We start from the raw sequence: 14,100 nt of genomic DNA on the forward strand, positions 1-14,100 counted from the left end.
AGACGGCGTTTTGCTTTTGGGCTTACTGCTCTTGTTTTTAGAAAGAGCTTAGCGAATTTGTGCCAGCATTTGTTTTAATGCTTTTGGCGCACCTGCTGCTATGTTGCCTGACTGAATGTAGTTGTGGCCACCCTGAAAGTCACTGACTATGCCACCGGCTTCGCGAACCAATAATTCGCCAGCCAACATATCCCATGGCTTAAGACCCATTTCCCAGAAGGCGTCGTGGCGTGCTGCTGCAACGTAAGCTAAGTCCAGTGCTGCTGCGCCTGCACGGCGAACGTCGGCACAGTGCTCAAACAACTTGCTGAACATTTCCAGGTATTCCGGTAAACGGTTTTTCATTTTGAACGGGAAACCCGTTGCTAAAATAGCGCCTTTTAATTCCACTTTAGGTGAAATGCGTAAACGACGACCATTTAGCTGCGCACCGGCGCCGCGGGTAGCGGTGAATAATTCTTCGCGCATAGGATCGTAAACAACGGCCTGTTGAACAGAACCTTTGTGAAGTAACGCTATAGAGATACAAAAATGGGGGATACCGCGCATGTAATTGGTCGTGCCGTCTAGCGGATCAATAACCCACTGGAAGTCGTTTTCTTTTCCAGCCTGAGTACCGCTTTCTTCTGCGATGATGCCGTGATCAGGGTAAGACTTTTTGATGGTGTTGATAATAGCCTGCTCTGCAGCTTTATCCATATCAGTAACCCAGTCGTTCAAACCTTTTGATTCGGCTTCAACAGGACTGCCCTGGTCGAAATTTTTAACTAAAATTTTGCCGGCCGCACGCGCTGCGCGCACCGCAATATTTAACATCGGATGCATACCAATTACCTGTGCTGTAAAAGAACAATTTTCGGTCGCGGATCATACCAGTGTTACGGTATCATGCCAAACTTTTCCATAAGCCGAGAAAAACTCAAGGGAAACGCCATGCTTGATAACATTCGTATTGTTCTGGTGAATACGTCTCATACCGGAAACATTGGCTCTGTCGCCCGTGCCATGAAGACTATGGGGTTGTCTAAACTAACCTTAGTCGACCCTGTGCAGGAGCCTGATAGTCACGCATCGGCGTTAGCTGCGGGCGCAACCGATATTCTGGCGTCGGCGACTATTGTGGACACTCTCCAGGAGGCCATTGCCGACTGTGGTTTGGTTATTGCCACCAGCGCTCGTAACAGAACATTGGATTGGCCGCTGTTAGGCCCGAGGGAATGTGCGGCAAAAGTATTGGAGGAGACCAGTCAGCATCAGGTTGCTCTGGTATTTGGCCGTGAAAACAGTGGATTAACCAACGAAGAGCTACAGCAAAGTCAGTTTCATTTACACATACCAACTAACCCCGATTACAGTTCACTAAACCTGGCTATGGCGGTGCAGACGGTGAGTTATGAGCTACGCATGCAGTGGCTGGAATCGAAACAACGCGCCCCGGAAAACTTACCGGAATACCCGCGTGCTGAAGATTTAGAACGGTTTTATGAGCATCTTGAAAAGACTCTGGGTCAGACTGGGTTCATTGTTCCTCAGCACCCCGGACAAGTTATGACAAAACTGCGTCGTTTATTTAACCGAGCCCGCCCGGAAGAAAATGAAATTAATATTTTACGTGGCATCTTAGCCTCTGTGGACAAATCAACGGGTAATACTTGACTAAAATAGTCGGGAATGTAGAATCTCAATACATTAACGATGAATTAAACAGCAGAGGAAACCACCATGCGCCTGACGTCAAAAGGTCGATACGCAGTAACAGCTATGCTGGACGTTGCGCTTTTTACGGCAAATGGTCCCGTGCCGTTAGCAGATATTTCTGAGCGTCAGGGAATATCTCTGTCGTATTTAGAGCAGTTGTTTTCGCGCTTACGTAAGCACGGGTTGGTGGACAGTGTGCGAGGTCCGGGTGGTGGTTATCGTCTGGGTTGTGCCGCAAATGATATTTCTGTTGGTGCCGTCATTCATGCGGTGGACGAGTCAATTGATGCAACGCGTTGTCAGGGTAAAGCTAACTGTCAGGGCGGCGAACGTTGTCTGACCCACTCTTTGTGGGAAGGGTTAAGCGACAGAATATCCGACTTTCTGGACGGTATTACGCTGGCTGAGTTGATGAAGAAAGAGGACGTGGGTGACGTTCTGAATAGGCAGAATGCGTTGCATAACCACAGTGAAGAAGAGATTAAGTTAAACTCTCACCTATAATATTGCCTTTAAGTTGTCAGGAGCAAGCAAGTGTCTAAGTTACCTCTTTATTTTGATTATGCTGCAACCACGCCGGTCGATCCTGTTGTAGCAGAAAAAATGATGGGGTGTTTAACGCAGGATGGCTTGTTTGGTAACCCCGCATCGCGTTCGCATAAGTACGGCTGGCAGGCAGAAGAAGCTGTCGATATTGCCCGCAATCAGGTTGCTGATCTTATTAACGCTGACGCGCGCGAAATTGTTTTTACCTCAGGTGCGACTGAGTCAGATAACCTCGCCATAAAAGGCGCAGCTCAGTATTACTCAGATAAAGGCAAACACGTTATTACACTTAAAACCGAGCACAAAGCGGTTTTAGATACCTGCGGACAGCTGGAAAAAGAAGGCTTTGAAGTGACGTATCTGGATGTCGGAACTGACGGCTTGCTGGATATGGATTTGTTCCGCTCAGCCTTGCGCGAAGATACGGTGTTAGTGAGCGCAATGCTGGTTAATAACGAAATAGGTGTGCTTCAGGATATAACCGCTATAGGTCACTTGTGCCGTGAAAATGGCACAATATTTCATGTTGACGCCGCTCAGGCGTCCGGCAAAGTGCCAATGGATATGTCGGAATTACCGGTCGATTTACTATCTCTTTCTGCTCATAAAATGTATGGCCCTAAAGGTATTGGGGCGTTGTATGTACGCCGCACTCCGCGAGTTCGTCTGCTTGCGCAAATGCATGGCGGGGGTCATGAGCGTGGCATGCGCTCAGGCACGTTACCAACTCACCAAATTGTCGGTATGGGTGTAGCGGCGGAACTGGCTCTTAACGAGCTGGAACTGGAGCCCGCACGAATTGAAAACTTGCGTCAGCGACTATGGAAAGGGGTTAGCCAGTTAGAAGGTGTAACTTTGAATGGCTCTGACCAGCAACGGGTTCCGCATATTACTAACATCAGTTTTGCCGGAGTTGATGGTGAACTGTTGCTAATGGCGTTAAAAGATCTTGCGCTCTCATCGGGCTCGGCCTGTACGTCGGCCAGTGTTGAACCCTCGTATGTGTTAAGAGCATTAGGCGTTGAACATGAGCTGGCAATGAGTTCATTGCGCTTTAGTATTGGGCGTTACACGTCCGAAGCAGATATCGATAGTGCGGTAGAGCTTATCCACCGCACTATCGGAACCTTAAGAGGCGCTGCTTAGTCCTTTAGCAGGCCAGCAAAGGTTTTACGGAACTTAGCCAGCTTCGGTGAAATTACCGCCTGACAATACGGGTTTTCCGGGTTTCTGGCGTAGTAGTTTTCGTGGTAATCCTCTGCCGGGTAAAAAGTCCCTAACTCAGTCACTTCCGTTACGATAGGAGCTGCAAATGCTGCATCGGCTTCAAGTTCCGCAATAATACTTTCCGCTTCACGTTTTTGCGCGTCGTTATGATAAAAAATTGATGTGCGATATTGAGTACCCACATCGTTACCCTGACGATTCACCTGAGTTGGATCGTGCAAAGTGAAAAAGATTTCTAAGATTTGACGGTAAGAGATTTGCTCCGGGTCGTACTGGAGTTGTGCAACTTCGGCATGTCCTGTTTCGCCACTGCAAACCTGCTCGTAAGTTGGATCGACAGTATGCCCGCCAGTGTAGCCCGATTTAACCGACTGAATGCCTTTTACCTGAAGGAAGGCTGATTCAACACACCAGAAGCAACCTCCGCCCAGGGTGGCTTGTTCATATTCATTGTTCGCCATGTCAGAACTCCTTATCGTCAAATAGACGTCTATATGGCTATATAAGTTCTCTCATCCTAGCTGAGAATGAATGAAAAAACAATCACTGGGTATTCGATTTCTGCGCCGATCTCACGTATAATCCGCGCGACTGATTTATCCCTTAATTTTATTGGAGTTTATAACCATGGCTTTAGAGCGCACTCTATCAATTATCAAGCCTGATGCAGTTGCAAAAAACTTAATCGGCGCTATCTACAACCGTTTTGAATCTGCTGGTCTTCGCATTGTTGGTGCTAAAATGATGCACTTAAGCAAAGAACAGGCTGAAGGTTTCTACGCAGAACACAAAGAACGTCCTTTCTTTGGTGCTTTGGTTGAATTCATGACTTCAGGCCCTATCGTTGTTCAGGTTCTTGAAGGTGAAGACGCTGTACGTAAAAACCGCGACATCATGGGTGCTACGAATCCTGCAGAAGCACTGGCAGGAACTATTCGTGCCGACTATGCTGAAACTATAGACGAAAATGCGGTACATGGTTCAGATGCAACTGAATCTGCTGCACGTGAAATCTCTTACTTCTTCAGCGACGAAGAAGTTTGCCAGCGTACTCGCTAAGACTGTATTTGAATGTAGCCTGATGCTATTGCATCAGGTGAGATCTAAGATGTAGGCAGCCTGACGTTTACGTCAGGATCTCACCTGATATGAATGTCAGGCTACAATACGTCGAAGCACATCAAAAAATCGGAGCTTTATGACCAACGCAATAGATAAAAAAGTGAACTTACTCGACCTGAATCGTGAGGGAATTAAAGAGTTCTTTCGTGAGATGGGTGAGAAACCATTTCGTGCTGAACAAGTAATGAAGTGGCTGTATCACTTTTGTGTCGATGACTTTGATGAGATGACGAATCTTAATAAAGCATTGCGTGAAAAGCTCAAGCAAGTCGCTGAAATACGCGCGCCTGAAGTTCGCGAACAACAGCAGTCATCGGACGGTACGATTAAGTTCGCTATGACCTTGTTTGACGGTCAGGACGTGGAGACAGTCTGGATACCCGAAGGGGATCGCGCTACGTTGTGCGTGTCATCTCAGGTTGGTTGTGCCTTAGAGTGTACGTTCTGCTCAACCGGGGCCCAGGGCTTTAACCGTAACCTCAGTGTGGCGGAAATCATCGGCCAGGTATGGCGGGTGAACCAGCTGTTAGGGGCTTATGGAAAAACCGGAATTAAACCCGTAACGAACGTTGTCATGATGGGCATGGGTGAACCCTTGCTTAATTTAAACAATGTTGTTCCGGCAATGGAGTTAATGTTAGATGACCTGGGTTTCGGTTTATCTAAACGCCGCGTTACTTTAAGTACTTCAGGTGTTGTTCCTGCGTTGGAAAAATTGCGTGAACGCATTGATGTAATGCTGGCTATTTCGCTGCATGCACCAGACGATGAACTCCGTAACGAAATTGTACCTATTAATAAAAAGTACAATATAGAAGAATTTCTGACATCAAGCCGTCGTTATGTTGAGCAGTCAAAAGCTCAGCGTAAAGTAACGGTAGAGTATGTCATGCTGGACCATGTGAACGACTCAACCGATCAGGCACATGCGCTGGCGAAAACCTTAAAAGATACCCCGAGTAAAATTAATCTTATTCCATTTAACCCTTTCCCGGGCTCGGACTACGGGCGCTCTAGCAATTCGCGAATTGACCGTTTTGCCAAAGTGCTTATGGAGTACGGTTTGACGGTAATGGTACGGAAAACTCGTGGGGATGATATCGATGCAGCTTGCGGACAATTAGTGGGCGATGTCATCGATCGTACAAAACGTATACTGAAACGTCAGCAGAAACAGCGTGGTGGAGAGGCAATAGCTGTAAAGACCACGTAAATTTACAGAGTCGCAGGCACAAGGAGTGTGATAATGCGAGCCGCTTTATTATTGATAGCCGTAGCGCTATATGGTTGTACCGCTAACCCTGAACAGTCGGTATCTGTGGGTAATGATGTACGGTTGCAGCTTGGACTTGCTTATTTGGCGCAAGGGAAATTGAAGCTTGCGTATCCGCATTTGCAAACCGCATTGACGAACAATCCCCGGTCTCTGGATGCCAATCTTGCCTTAGGGCAATGGTATTTAGCGACAAATGACGTTGATTCAGCTTTGTCACTTTACCAACAGACATTATCATGGCAACCTATGAGCGGTGCATTGTACAATAACTATGCGGTTGCGCTGTGTGTGGCTGGTGACTGGAAAAAAGCACTCAGGTATTTTGATAAAGTGACATTAGATCCAGCGTATCCACATCATGCCAGAGCAGAGGCCAATAGGGCCGAATGTCTGGCTCGGGTAAGTCACGACGCAGCTCAACCATAACAGGGAAACCCCTTACAATCATGACTGCTGAAAACGAATCAACACAAGATAACAAAAAGCCAGAATCGGAAGCGGCACAAGAACCCAAGCAAAAGCCGAGCAAAGGTCCTGGTGAAATTCTGAGAGAAGCCCGTGAAGCTAAAGGTTTAGAGCAACGCGAGGTTGCAGACCAGTTGCGTTTGCGAAAGCAGATTATTGAATTGCTGGAAGCCGATGATTATTCAACTTTTTCGACGGCAACCTTTATTAAAGGCTATTTACGCTCCTATGCCAAATTACTTGATTTAGACGATACCGAGCTGTTTGAGGCTTATAAAGCCAGAGGCTATAAAGAAGTTGAAAGCAGCCAGATGCAGAGCTTCTCAAGACGTAAAAAGCACGAGGAAAGTGACAACCGCTTAATGTTAATTACTTATGTAGTTATCATTATTGTCGTTGCCTTGGTTATTTGGTGGTGGCAAGAGCCGGATCTTGGTTTTAGTGAAGGCGAAACTGGCACACAGGAAAGTTCAGAAATTTCTCCGGTAAATACTGATGATGAAGCTGATAACGTCGGTGATATTGAAATTTCAAACCAGCCGAAGGAGCCACAAATTGAGCCGAATGAAGATGAAGCCGTATTAGAGTCGGAAGTTGAAACCGATGATACGAATGTTGCGGTCGAGTCTGTACAAGAACCCGTTAGTGAAAACGGCGCGAATGATAACGAGAACAACGACGAGAATACCAGCGAGAATATCAGCCAGAATAACGACGAATCGCAAGCCGATAATTCTGAGTCTGCGGCTAATGATACCCAAGAGTTACCAACTGAAACTGCTGAGCCGACAGATAACGAAGTTGAAACTCCGACTGAGTCCGCGCCTGTTGAGCCGTCGTCGCAATCAGAAACTGTTTCAGCCAGTCTGGTGTTAGAGTTTAATGAAGAATGCTGGGTTAAAATTGATGATGCTTCCGGTGAAACTCAGGCGGTTGGTGTAAAAGCTGCAGGCTACCGTATGCCAGTTCCTGGCGAAGCGCCTTTTTCAGTAACACTGTGTAAACCTGAAGCTGTTAATGTCAGCTTTAACGGTGAAGCCTTCAGCATGGACCAGTTCCGGACTGGTCGTGTCGCGCGCTTCACCGTACCGTCAGAAGAGCAGTAGAGGTCAATTTAAGGTTATGATGCACGAAAATCCAATTAAACGCCGTCCTTCACGCCGATTGTATGTAGGCAATGTGCCTATTGGTGATGGCGCACCGATTGCTGTGCAGTCCATGACAAATACCGAAACAACCGATGTTGATGCGACCGTTGCGCAAATAGAAGCGCTGGCTCAGGCTGGTGCTGATATTGTTCGTGTGTCTGTACCAACAATGGAAGCTGCCGAAGCTTTTAAGCAAATAAAGCTACGCAGTCCTGTCCCCTTGGTTACTGACATTCACTTTGATTACCGCATTGCGCTTAAAGTTGCCGAATATGGTGCTGACTGTTTACGTATCAACCCGGGCAATATAGGCCACGAAGACAGAATAAAAGCTGTAGTAGATGCAGCACGTGAGCGTAACATTCCAATTCGTATTGGGGTTAATGGCGGTTCGTTAGAAAAAGATCTACAAGAAAAATATGGGGAACCCACAGCCGAGGCGTTAGTCGAGTCTGCAATGCGGCATGTCAATATTCTCTACAAGCTGGACTTCTACGACTTTAAAGTCAGTGTTAAAGCGTCAGACGTTTTTCTAGCGGTTGAATCCTATCGTTTATTGGCGAAAGAAATTGATCAACCACTGCACTTAGGTATTACCGAAGCTGGCGGTAAGCGTAGCGGTGCGGTTAAGTCCTCAGTTGGTTTAGGCATGTTGCTGGCAGAGGGTATTGGTGACACGCTGCGAGTTTCGCTCGCTGCCGACCCTGTTGAAGAAATTAAAGTTGGCTTTGATATATTAAAGTCGCTGCGTATTCGTGCGCGGGGCATTAATTTTATTGCCTGCCCAAGTTGTTCCAGACAAGAGTTCGATGTTATCAACACCGTTAATGCCTTAGAGGAACGTCTGGAAGATATTACTATTCCCATGGATGTTTCAATTATAGGCTGTGTGGTTAATGGTCCGGGCGAGGCTCTGGTATCGCATGTAGGTCTTGCTGGCGCAAAAAACAAAAGTGGCCTGTACATTGGCGGAGCACGTCAAAAACTCCGGCTGGATAACCAAAATTTAGTGGATGAGCTGGAAGCTCAAATTCGCGAACAGGTTAAGTTCATAGAAGCTAATAAAATTGACGTAAAAGAAATTAACGGTTGATTTTACCCGCATCGACAAAGTCCCTATAATACCCGCTTATTTTCTGTATCGATAACCAGACGAGAAGGTTCCGTGGCGAATACAATCCAAGCAATTCGTGGCATGAATGATTTGTTGCCAGAGCAGAGTCCGGCCTGGCAGCAGGTTGAAGCAGTAATACGACGTGTTGCTGCAAGCTACGGATATAGCGAAATCCGTATGCCAGTGCTGGAAAGCACACAACTGTTTAAACGCTCTATTGGTGAAGTTACCGATATTGTCGAAAAAGAAATGTATACCTTTGATGACCGCAATGGCGAAAGTGTGACCTTGCGCCCTGAAGGGACAGCGAGCTGCGTGCGTGCGGGTAATCAGCACGGTTTGTTGTACAACCAAATTCAGCGTTTGTGGTACATGGGGCCTATGTTCCGTTACGAACGTCCGCAAAAAGGTCGTTATCGTCAGTTTCATCAGTTTGGTATTGAAACCTTTGGTTTAGAAAGCGCCGATGCCGACGCGGAAGTCATTCTGCTTTCGGCTAGATTATGGCGCGAGTTTGGTATTGCTGATCAGGTCGAGCTGCAACTGAACTCTCTGGGGTCTAATGAAGCTCGGGCGAATTATCGCGATGCGTTAAAAGCTTATTTGTCTGACTATGCAAGCGAGCTGGATGAAGACAGTAAACGCCGGCTTGAAAGCAATCCGTTGCGTATTCTGGACAGTAAAGACGAAAATACTCAGAAGATTCTGGAAGGTGCGCCAAGCCTGTCTGAATACTGGGACGCAGAATCGAAAGAGCATTTTGAACAACTAACCGCTCGTCTGGAAGCGGCCGGTATTTCATACACTTTAAACGAACGCCTGGTTCGTGGTCTGGATTATTACAACCGTACCGTGTTTGAATGGGTTACCACGGCTCTGGGCGCTCAGGGAACGGTTTGTGCCGGTGGTCGTTATGATGGACTGGTTGAACAATTAGGCGGTAAGGCTACGCCTGCAGTCGGTTTTGCAATGGGTATGGAACGCCTGGTGCTGTTGCTACAGGAACAAGGCAAGCTGACCCCAAGACGAGTAGTCGATGCTTACTTGATGCCGTTAGGCGAAGAAGCGGAACTAAATGCCCCGCGAATTGCCGAACAGCTGAGAAATGAGTTGCCGGAACTGCGTCTGGTAAGCCACTGTGGCGGTGGTTCTATGAAAAAACAAATGAAAAAAGCGGATAAGTCGGGTGCTCAAGTGGCACTCATTATCGGTGCAGATGAAATCGCACAGCAGCAGGTAACGGTAAAACCATTACGCACTGCTGAAGAACAACAAACTCTGGGCTGGCAGGCACTTATTGAGTATCTGCAGCCAATGACGAGAGGGTAGTCAGGTGGATGAAGAACAGCAAGTAGAACGTTTAAAAGAGTTCTGGAAAGAGCACGGTAAAGGTATTGTTGCCGGTGTAGTCATTGGCTTTGGTTTGTTTTACGGCTGGCGTTACTATGACCAGCATACGCTGGAAACGCAGCAGCGTGCTTCGTCAAACTATCAGCAGTTAACGGCCGAGCTCTCTGAAGGTAGCGAAAACGCGATGCTGGAAGCGCAAGAGTTTGTTAGTGAAAACCCTGACAATGTTTATGCACAGTTGGTGGCTTTGCAGTTGGCTCAACATGCGGTCGAACGAGCTGACTTAGCAACAGCTGTTACTGCGTTACAGTCGGTAGTCGACAGCGCCGAAGATGAAAACATGTCAGCTTTAGCCAGTATCCGGTTAGCCCGGGTATTAATTGCTCAGGAACAGCTTGATACCGCTTTAAGTTTAGTTAAGAAACCTCTGCCAGAAGCTTATGCGGGCTTTGCTGCAGAGCTTGAAGGCGACATTCTGGCCGAGCAGGGGAATACCGAAGAAGCTCGTGCCGCATACGAACGCGCATTGCAGGCGGGTGAGTCATTGACTCCGGCACTGCAAATGAAACTCAACAGCCTGGTTAAGTCATAATGCAATTGATTAAACGCTTTACCAAAGGCAGTTTGTTATTGACTGCTGCAGTTCTTGTTAGTGGTTGCTCTATTTTTGGTGACGATGATGAAGAGCCCAAGTTCGCGGTACTTCAGCCAATTTCTGAGCAACTACAACCAAAAGTTATATGGGATGCTTCTGTCGGAAGCGGTATTGGTGAGCACTTTTCCCGACTGAACCCTGTGGTTGAGTATGGCAAGGTCTTTGCTGCTGACCGCAATGGCCTGGTCAGTGCTTTTGACAAAACCTCAGGTGAACGCCTGTGGCGAATCGACCTGCGTCAGCGCATTACATTTGATGAAGCAACCGATGAAGGTTGGTTCAGTGGTTTATTTGCAAGCCCGTTCCCAGCGCGCATATCGGGCGGCTTAGTTGCTCGCTATGACCGTATCTTTTTGGGTACTGAAAATGGTGACGTCGTTGCTCTGGATGCTGAAACTGGTGATGTCGTCTGGCATACCGAAGTGAACAACGAAGTCATGTCAGATCCTGCTGTCGGTGAGGGACGTGTGGTTGTGCATACCGGTGGCGGAAAAGTCATTAGCCTGGACGCTGAAACCGGTGAAGAGCAATGGGAATACGAATATCAGACCCCCATGCTGACGGTGCGTGGGGCATCGGCTCCGGCAATTATCAGTGGCGGTATTGTAGTTGGCGACAGCAACGGTTCCGGTATGGTGCTAATTGCTGACAGCGGACAACAAGCCTGGAGTCAGCCTATCGGTAAGCCCAGCGGAAGTACCGAGCTGGAGCGTTTAGCCGACGTTGACGCAAAACCGGCTACTCAGGGAACAACGTTATACATGGTCGCTTTTAACGGCGAACTCGTAGCGCTTGAACTCATGAGCGGTGAAGTGCGCTGGAAGCGTGACTACAAAGCCTTTGAAAATATGCTGGTGACGAGCGGTCGGATTTTCTTAACCGATGTGAAAAGTCACGTTTACTCACTTGACCAGAGCGGTGGTATTGAGCGCTGGAGTAACACCCAGCTGTTTGGTCGTAAGCTGAGCGCACCTGCATGGCATCGCGGTAACGTTGTTGTTGGTGACTTTGAAGGCTACTTGCATTGGCTGGACAGTGAAAGCGGCAACATTGTTGGCCGTTACGAAGTTGGCGGCGATGGAGTCTATGTTGCTCCTGTCGTTGATAATAACATTATGTATGTACAAACTCGGGACGGTGATATCATCGCGCTCGATACTCAATCAGGAAATGAATAAGAGATGTTACCTGTTGTCGCGCTGGTCGGGCGCCCAAATGTGGGGAAATCCACGCTTTTTAATCGTTTAACGCGGACTCGCGACGCACTGGTAGCGGACTTTCCCGGGTTAACCCGGGATCGTAAATACGGTCAGGCAAATTACGACGGTTATCAATTTATTGTTATTGATACCGGTGGTATTCACGGTGATGAAGAAGGCATTGACGAAGAAATGGCAAAGCAGTCACTGCTTGCTGTTGACGAAGCCGATGTTGTGCTTTTCATGGTGGACGCGCGTGACGGTGTTACCGTTGGTGACCAAGCCATTGCGGATCATTTGCGTAAGCAGAATAAGAAAGTTTACCTGGTCTGTAACAAAATTGACGGTATTGATGCTCATTCGGCCATGGCCGACTTCTATTCGTTATCTTTAGGCGAACTATACGGTATTGCAGCGGCTCACGGTCGTGGTGTTGAGCAGTTACTTGAAATTTGCTTTAAACCAATAGCGGAAGAATACCCCGATGTTATCGTGCCCAAGGACGTTGAGTCTGAAGAGCTGGAGCACGATGAAATTGATTACGACAAACTGCCATTAAAACTGGCTATTGTCGGTCGCCCGAACGTCGGTAAATCAACTTTAATCAATCGTATACTGGGTGAAGAGCGGGTTGTTGTTTATGACATGCCGGGCACCACCCGTGACTCCGTGTATATTCCGATGCAACGGAACGAGCGCGAATACGTTCTGATTGATACCGCCGGAGTCCGTCGTCGTGGACGTATTGGTGAGGCTATCGAGAAGTTTTCGGTAGTTAAAACTCTGCAGGCAATTGAAGACGCAAACGTTGTTCTTATTGTGGTTGATGCACGCGAAACCATCAGTGATCAGGACCTTAACTTAATTGGCTTTGCTTTAAATGCCGGCCGCTCAATTGTTATTGCTGTGAACAAGTGGGATGGTTTGCAAAACGACCACAAAGAAGAGATAAAGCGTGAGCTGGATAGACGCTTAGGTTTCGTCGACTTTGCCCGTTTGCATTTTATCTCCGCGCTGCATGGTACGGGTGTTGGTCATTTATTTGAGTCGGTTGAAGAGGCTTATGCCAGCGCAACCCAGCGAATTAGTACCTCTAAGCTGACTAAAATTATGGAAATGGCGCAGGAAGAACATCAGCCACCACTGGTTAGTGGCCGCCGAGTGAAACTTAAATATGCGCACGCAGGTGGCTATAATCCACCACGTATTATTATTCATGGCAACCAGGTAAAGGATTTACCGGGGGCTTATCAGCGCTATTTAATTAACTACTTCCGGAAGTCTCTGGGTGTTATGGGTACGCCAATAAAAGTAGAGTTCCGTGAACCGGTTAACCCGTATGAAGGCAAAAAAAACCAGCTGACTTTGTCACAGCAGCGAAAGCGCAGACGTTTGATGAAGTTCCTGAAGAAGAAAAAGTAGCTTTAAACGAGAAAAGCCTGCTTATTATGCAGGCTTTTTTGTATCTGTTAATTGAAGTCTGAAGGGGTAAAGCGGTACTCGGTCAGGCAGTAATCACAGGTCATCATAATTTCGCCTTCCTCGGCTAAAATTTCCTGAATTTCTTCCGGGCTTACTGAGGCCAGTGCCTCCAGCGTGCGCTCACGTGAACAGCCGCAAACAAAAGTGACTTCCTGTGACGGATACAGATGCACTTGCTCTTCATGATAAAGACGATGCAATAGCTCTTCAGCCGGTAGTGTGAAAATTTCTTTGGCAGTAATGGTGTTCGTTAAAGTGGCCAGATGTTCGAACCCGGTTAAGTCCATGCCGGTTGCAGGCAGGCGCTGTAACAGCATTCCGGCTGCATGTTCGCCGTCGGCGTGCAGCCAGACCCGGGTGTGTAGCTGTTCTGACTGTTCAAAATAGTCTTCCAGCATGGCTGCAATTGAATCGGCGCTGGCACTGACAACGCCCTGATAACGCTCACCGGTATCGGGAGTCAGGGTTATAATGAGTTGGCCTTTGCCTATCATTGATTGCAAATCTGCGCTGTCAATTTCGGCTCTTAACCGGGCTATACCCCGAAGTTCCTGATTATGGTTGCCATTAACTGCTATAAAGTTAAGTGGTCCATCGCCCTGAAGTTGCACTGCAATATGACCTTCAAATTTTAAAGTGGCAGTTAATAATGATACTGCAGCCATCATTTGCCCAAGCAACTCCTGAACTGGCGCAGGATAGTCATGGCCACGGAGCAAAGTTTGGTAGCTGCTGGTCAATTGAACGAGCTCACCCCGCACATCGTGCTCTTCAAAGGTGTAGCGTGACAATTGATCAGTTGGGTATTCCATGGGCAC

Annotated in this window: 15 protein-coding genes; 12 read left to right on the top strand and 3 right to left on the bottom strand. The window is 47.6% G+C overall.

Annotation, left to right across the window (positions count from 1 at the left end; all coding sequences use genetic code 11):
- Positions 1-48 precede the first annotated feature (48 nt).
- The gene (gene suhB / locus ACN0RF_RS06850; protein ID WP_011235271.1) at positions 49-825 is read right to left on the bottom strand and encodes an inositol-1-monophosphatase; all 777 of its coding nucleotides are present in this window, start codon (positions 823-825) and stop codon (positions 49-51) included.
- Positions 826-933: 108 nt separating this feature from the next.
- Here suhB and trmJ point away from each other — a divergent pair, with 108 nt between their 5' ends.
- The 3 genes from trmJ to ACN0RF_RS06865 all read left to right on the top strand — a co-directional run bounded on the left by trmJ (position 934) and on the right by ACN0RF_RS06865 (position 3,390).
- Positions 934-1,656, top strand: coding sequence for a tRNA (cytosine(32)/uridine(32)-2'-O)-methyltransferase TrmJ (gene trmJ, locus ACN0RF_RS06855; protein WP_011235270.1), 723 nt, complete (start codon positions 934-936; stop codon positions 1,654-1,656).
- A gap of 66 nt (positions 1,657-1,722) precedes the next feature.
- Positions 1,723-2,202 carry a Fe-S cluster assembly transcriptional regulator IscR gene (iscR, locus tag ACN0RF_RS06860; protein WP_011235269.1) on the top strand — a complete coding sequence of 160 codons (480 nt, stop codon included), beginning with the start codon at positions 1,723-1,725 and terminating at the stop codon, positions 2,200-2,202.
- Between the two features lie 30 nt (positions 2,203-2,232).
- A complete protein-coding gene (locus ACN0RF_RS06865; RefSeq protein WP_114982209.1) occupies positions 2,233-3,390 on the top strand; it encodes an IscS subfamily cysteine desulfurase in 1,158 nt (385 codons plus the stop codon).
- Here ACN0RF_RS06865 and msrA read toward each other — a convergent pair.
- Positions 3,387-3,932 (bottom strand): peptide-methionine (S)-S-oxide reductase MsrA, encoded by a 546-nt coding sequence (msrA, locus tag ACN0RF_RS06870; protein WP_287796575.1) that lies wholly within the window; start codon positions 3,930-3,932, stop codon positions 3,387-3,389. The two genes, ACN0RF_RS06865 and msrA, sit on opposite strands and share 4 nt — an antisense overlap.
- Before the next feature lie 166 nt (positions 3,933-4,098).
- Here msrA and ndk point away from each other — a divergent pair, with 166 nt between their 5' ends.
- From ndk to der, 9 genes are all read left to right on the top strand, one after another.
- The gene (ndk, locus tag ACN0RF_RS06875; RefSeq protein WP_011235266.1) at positions 4,099-4,530 is read left to right on the top strand and encodes a nucleoside-diphosphate kinase; all 432 of its coding nucleotides are present in this window, start codon (positions 4,099-4,101) and stop codon (positions 4,528-4,530) included.
- Positions 4,531-4,669: 139 nt separating this feature from the next.
- Positions 4,670-5,806, top strand: coding sequence for a bifunctional tRNA (adenosine(37)-C2)-methyltransferase TrmG/ribosomal RNA large subunit methyltransferase RlmN (locus tag ACN0RF_RS06880; RefSeq protein ID WP_034822370.1), 1,137 nt, complete (start codon positions 4,670-4,672; stop codon positions 5,804-5,806).
- Positions 5,807-5,839: 33 nt separating this feature from the next.
- Positions 5,840-6,295, top strand: coding sequence for a tetratricopeptide repeat protein (locus tag ACN0RF_RS06885; RefSeq protein WP_034822372.1), 456 nt, complete (start codon positions 5,840-5,842; stop codon positions 6,293-6,295).
- A gap of 20 nt (positions 6,296-6,315) precedes the next feature.
- Positions 6,316-7,440, top strand: a complete 1,125-nt coding sequence (locus ACN0RF_RS06890) for a RodZ domain-containing protein (protein ID WP_417438490.1) — start codon at positions 6,316-6,318, stop codon at positions 7,438-7,440.
- A gap of 16 nt (positions 7,441-7,456) precedes the next feature.
- The gene (ispG, locus tag ACN0RF_RS06895; RefSeq protein ID WP_034822376.1) at positions 7,457-8,575 is read left to right on the top strand and encodes a flavodoxin-dependent (E)-4-hydroxy-3-methylbut-2-enyl-diphosphate synthase; all 1,119 of its coding nucleotides are present in this window, start codon (positions 7,457-7,459) and stop codon (positions 8,573-8,575) included.
- 72 nt (positions 8,576-8,647) lie between these two features.
- Complete coding sequence (gene hisS, locus ACN0RF_RS06900; RefSeq protein WP_417438491.1) at positions 8,648-9,925, top strand: histidine--tRNA ligase; 1,278 nt, start codon at positions 8,648-8,650, stop codon at positions 9,923-9,925.
- A 4-nt stretch (positions 9,926-9,929) separates the two neighbouring features.
- Positions 9,930-10,538 (top strand): tetratricopeptide repeat protein, encoded by a 609-nt coding sequence (locus ACN0RF_RS06905; RefSeq protein ID WP_034822380.1) that lies wholly within the window; start codon positions 9,930-9,932, stop codon positions 10,536-10,538.
- The gene (bamB, locus tag ACN0RF_RS06910; RefSeq protein WP_417438492.1) at positions 10,538-11,779 is read left to right on the top strand and encodes an outer membrane protein assembly factor BamB; all 1,242 of its coding nucleotides are present in this window, start codon (positions 10,538-10,540) and stop codon (positions 11,777-11,779) included. The genes ACN0RF_RS06905 and bamB overlap by 1 nt, the downstream gene beginning before the upstream one ends.
- A gap of 3 nt (positions 11,780-11,782) precedes the next feature.
- Complete coding sequence (gene der, locus ACN0RF_RS06915; RefSeq protein ID WP_034822384.1) at positions 11,783-13,222, top strand: ribosome biogenesis GTPase Der; 1,440 nt, start codon at positions 11,783-11,785, stop codon at positions 13,220-13,222.
- 47 nt (positions 13,223-13,269) lie between these two features.
- On the opposite strand, the gene hslO is transcribed toward der, so the two are convergent.
- The gene (gene hslO, locus ACN0RF_RS06920) at positions 13,270-14,094 is read right to left on the bottom strand and encodes an Hsp33 family molecular chaperone HslO (protein WP_034822386.1); all 825 of its coding nucleotides are present in this window, start codon (positions 14,092-14,094) and stop codon (positions 13,270-13,272) included.
- Positions 14,095-14,100 lie beyond the last annotated feature (6 nt).

The sequence above is a fragment of the Idiomarina sp. genome, assembly GCF_048260185.1.
Classification (GTDB): domain Bacteria; phylum Pseudomonadota; class Gammaproteobacteria; order Enterobacterales; family Alteromonadaceae; genus Idiomarina.

Excerpts from the sequence above, each read along its gene's own strand:
- ACN0RF_RS06885 (WP_034822372.1), top strand. The coding sequence starts at position 5,840 with ATGCGAGCCGCTTTATTATTGATAGCCGTAGCGCTATATGGTTGTACC.
- msrA (WP_287796575.1), bottom strand. The coding sequence starts at position 3,932 with ATGGCGAACAATGAATATGAACAAGCCACCCTGGGCGGAGGTTGCTTC.
- ispG (WP_034822376.1), top strand. The coding sequence starts at position 7,457 with ATGATGCACGAAAATCCAATTAAACGCCGTCCTTCACGCCGATTGTAT.
- ACN0RF_RS06880 (WP_034822370.1), top strand. The coding sequence starts at position 4,670 with ATGACCAACGCAATAGATAAAAAAGTGAACTTACTCGACCTGAATCGT.
- hslO (WP_034822386.1), bottom strand. The coding sequence starts at position 14,094 with ATGGAATACCCAACTGATCAATTGTCACGCTACACCTTTGAAGAGCAC.
- trmJ (WP_011235270.1), top strand. The coding sequence starts at position 934 with ATGCTTGATAACATTCGTATTGTTCTGGTGAATACGTCTCATACCGGA.
- suhB (WP_011235271.1), bottom strand. The coding sequence starts at position 825 with ATGCATCCGATGTTAAATATTGCGGTGCGCGCAGCGCGTGCGGCCGGC.
- iscR (WP_011235269.1), top strand. The coding sequence starts at position 1,723 with ATGCGCCTGACGTCAAAAGGTCGATACGCAGTAACAGCTATGCTGGAC.
- ndk (WP_011235266.1), top strand. The coding sequence starts at position 4,099 with ATGGCTTTAGAGCGCACTCTATCAATTATCAAGCCTGATGCAGTTGCA.
- der (WP_034822384.1), top strand. The coding sequence starts at position 11,783 with ATGTTACCTGTTGTCGCGCTGGTCGGGCGCCCAAATGTGGGGAAATCC.
- bamB (WP_417438492.1), top strand. The coding sequence starts at position 10,538 with ATGCAATTGATTAAACGCTTTACCAAAGGCAGTTTGTTATTGACTGCT.
- ACN0RF_RS06890 (WP_417438490.1), top strand. The coding sequence starts at position 6,316 with ATGACTGCTGAAAACGAATCAACACAAGATAACAAAAAGCCAGAATCG.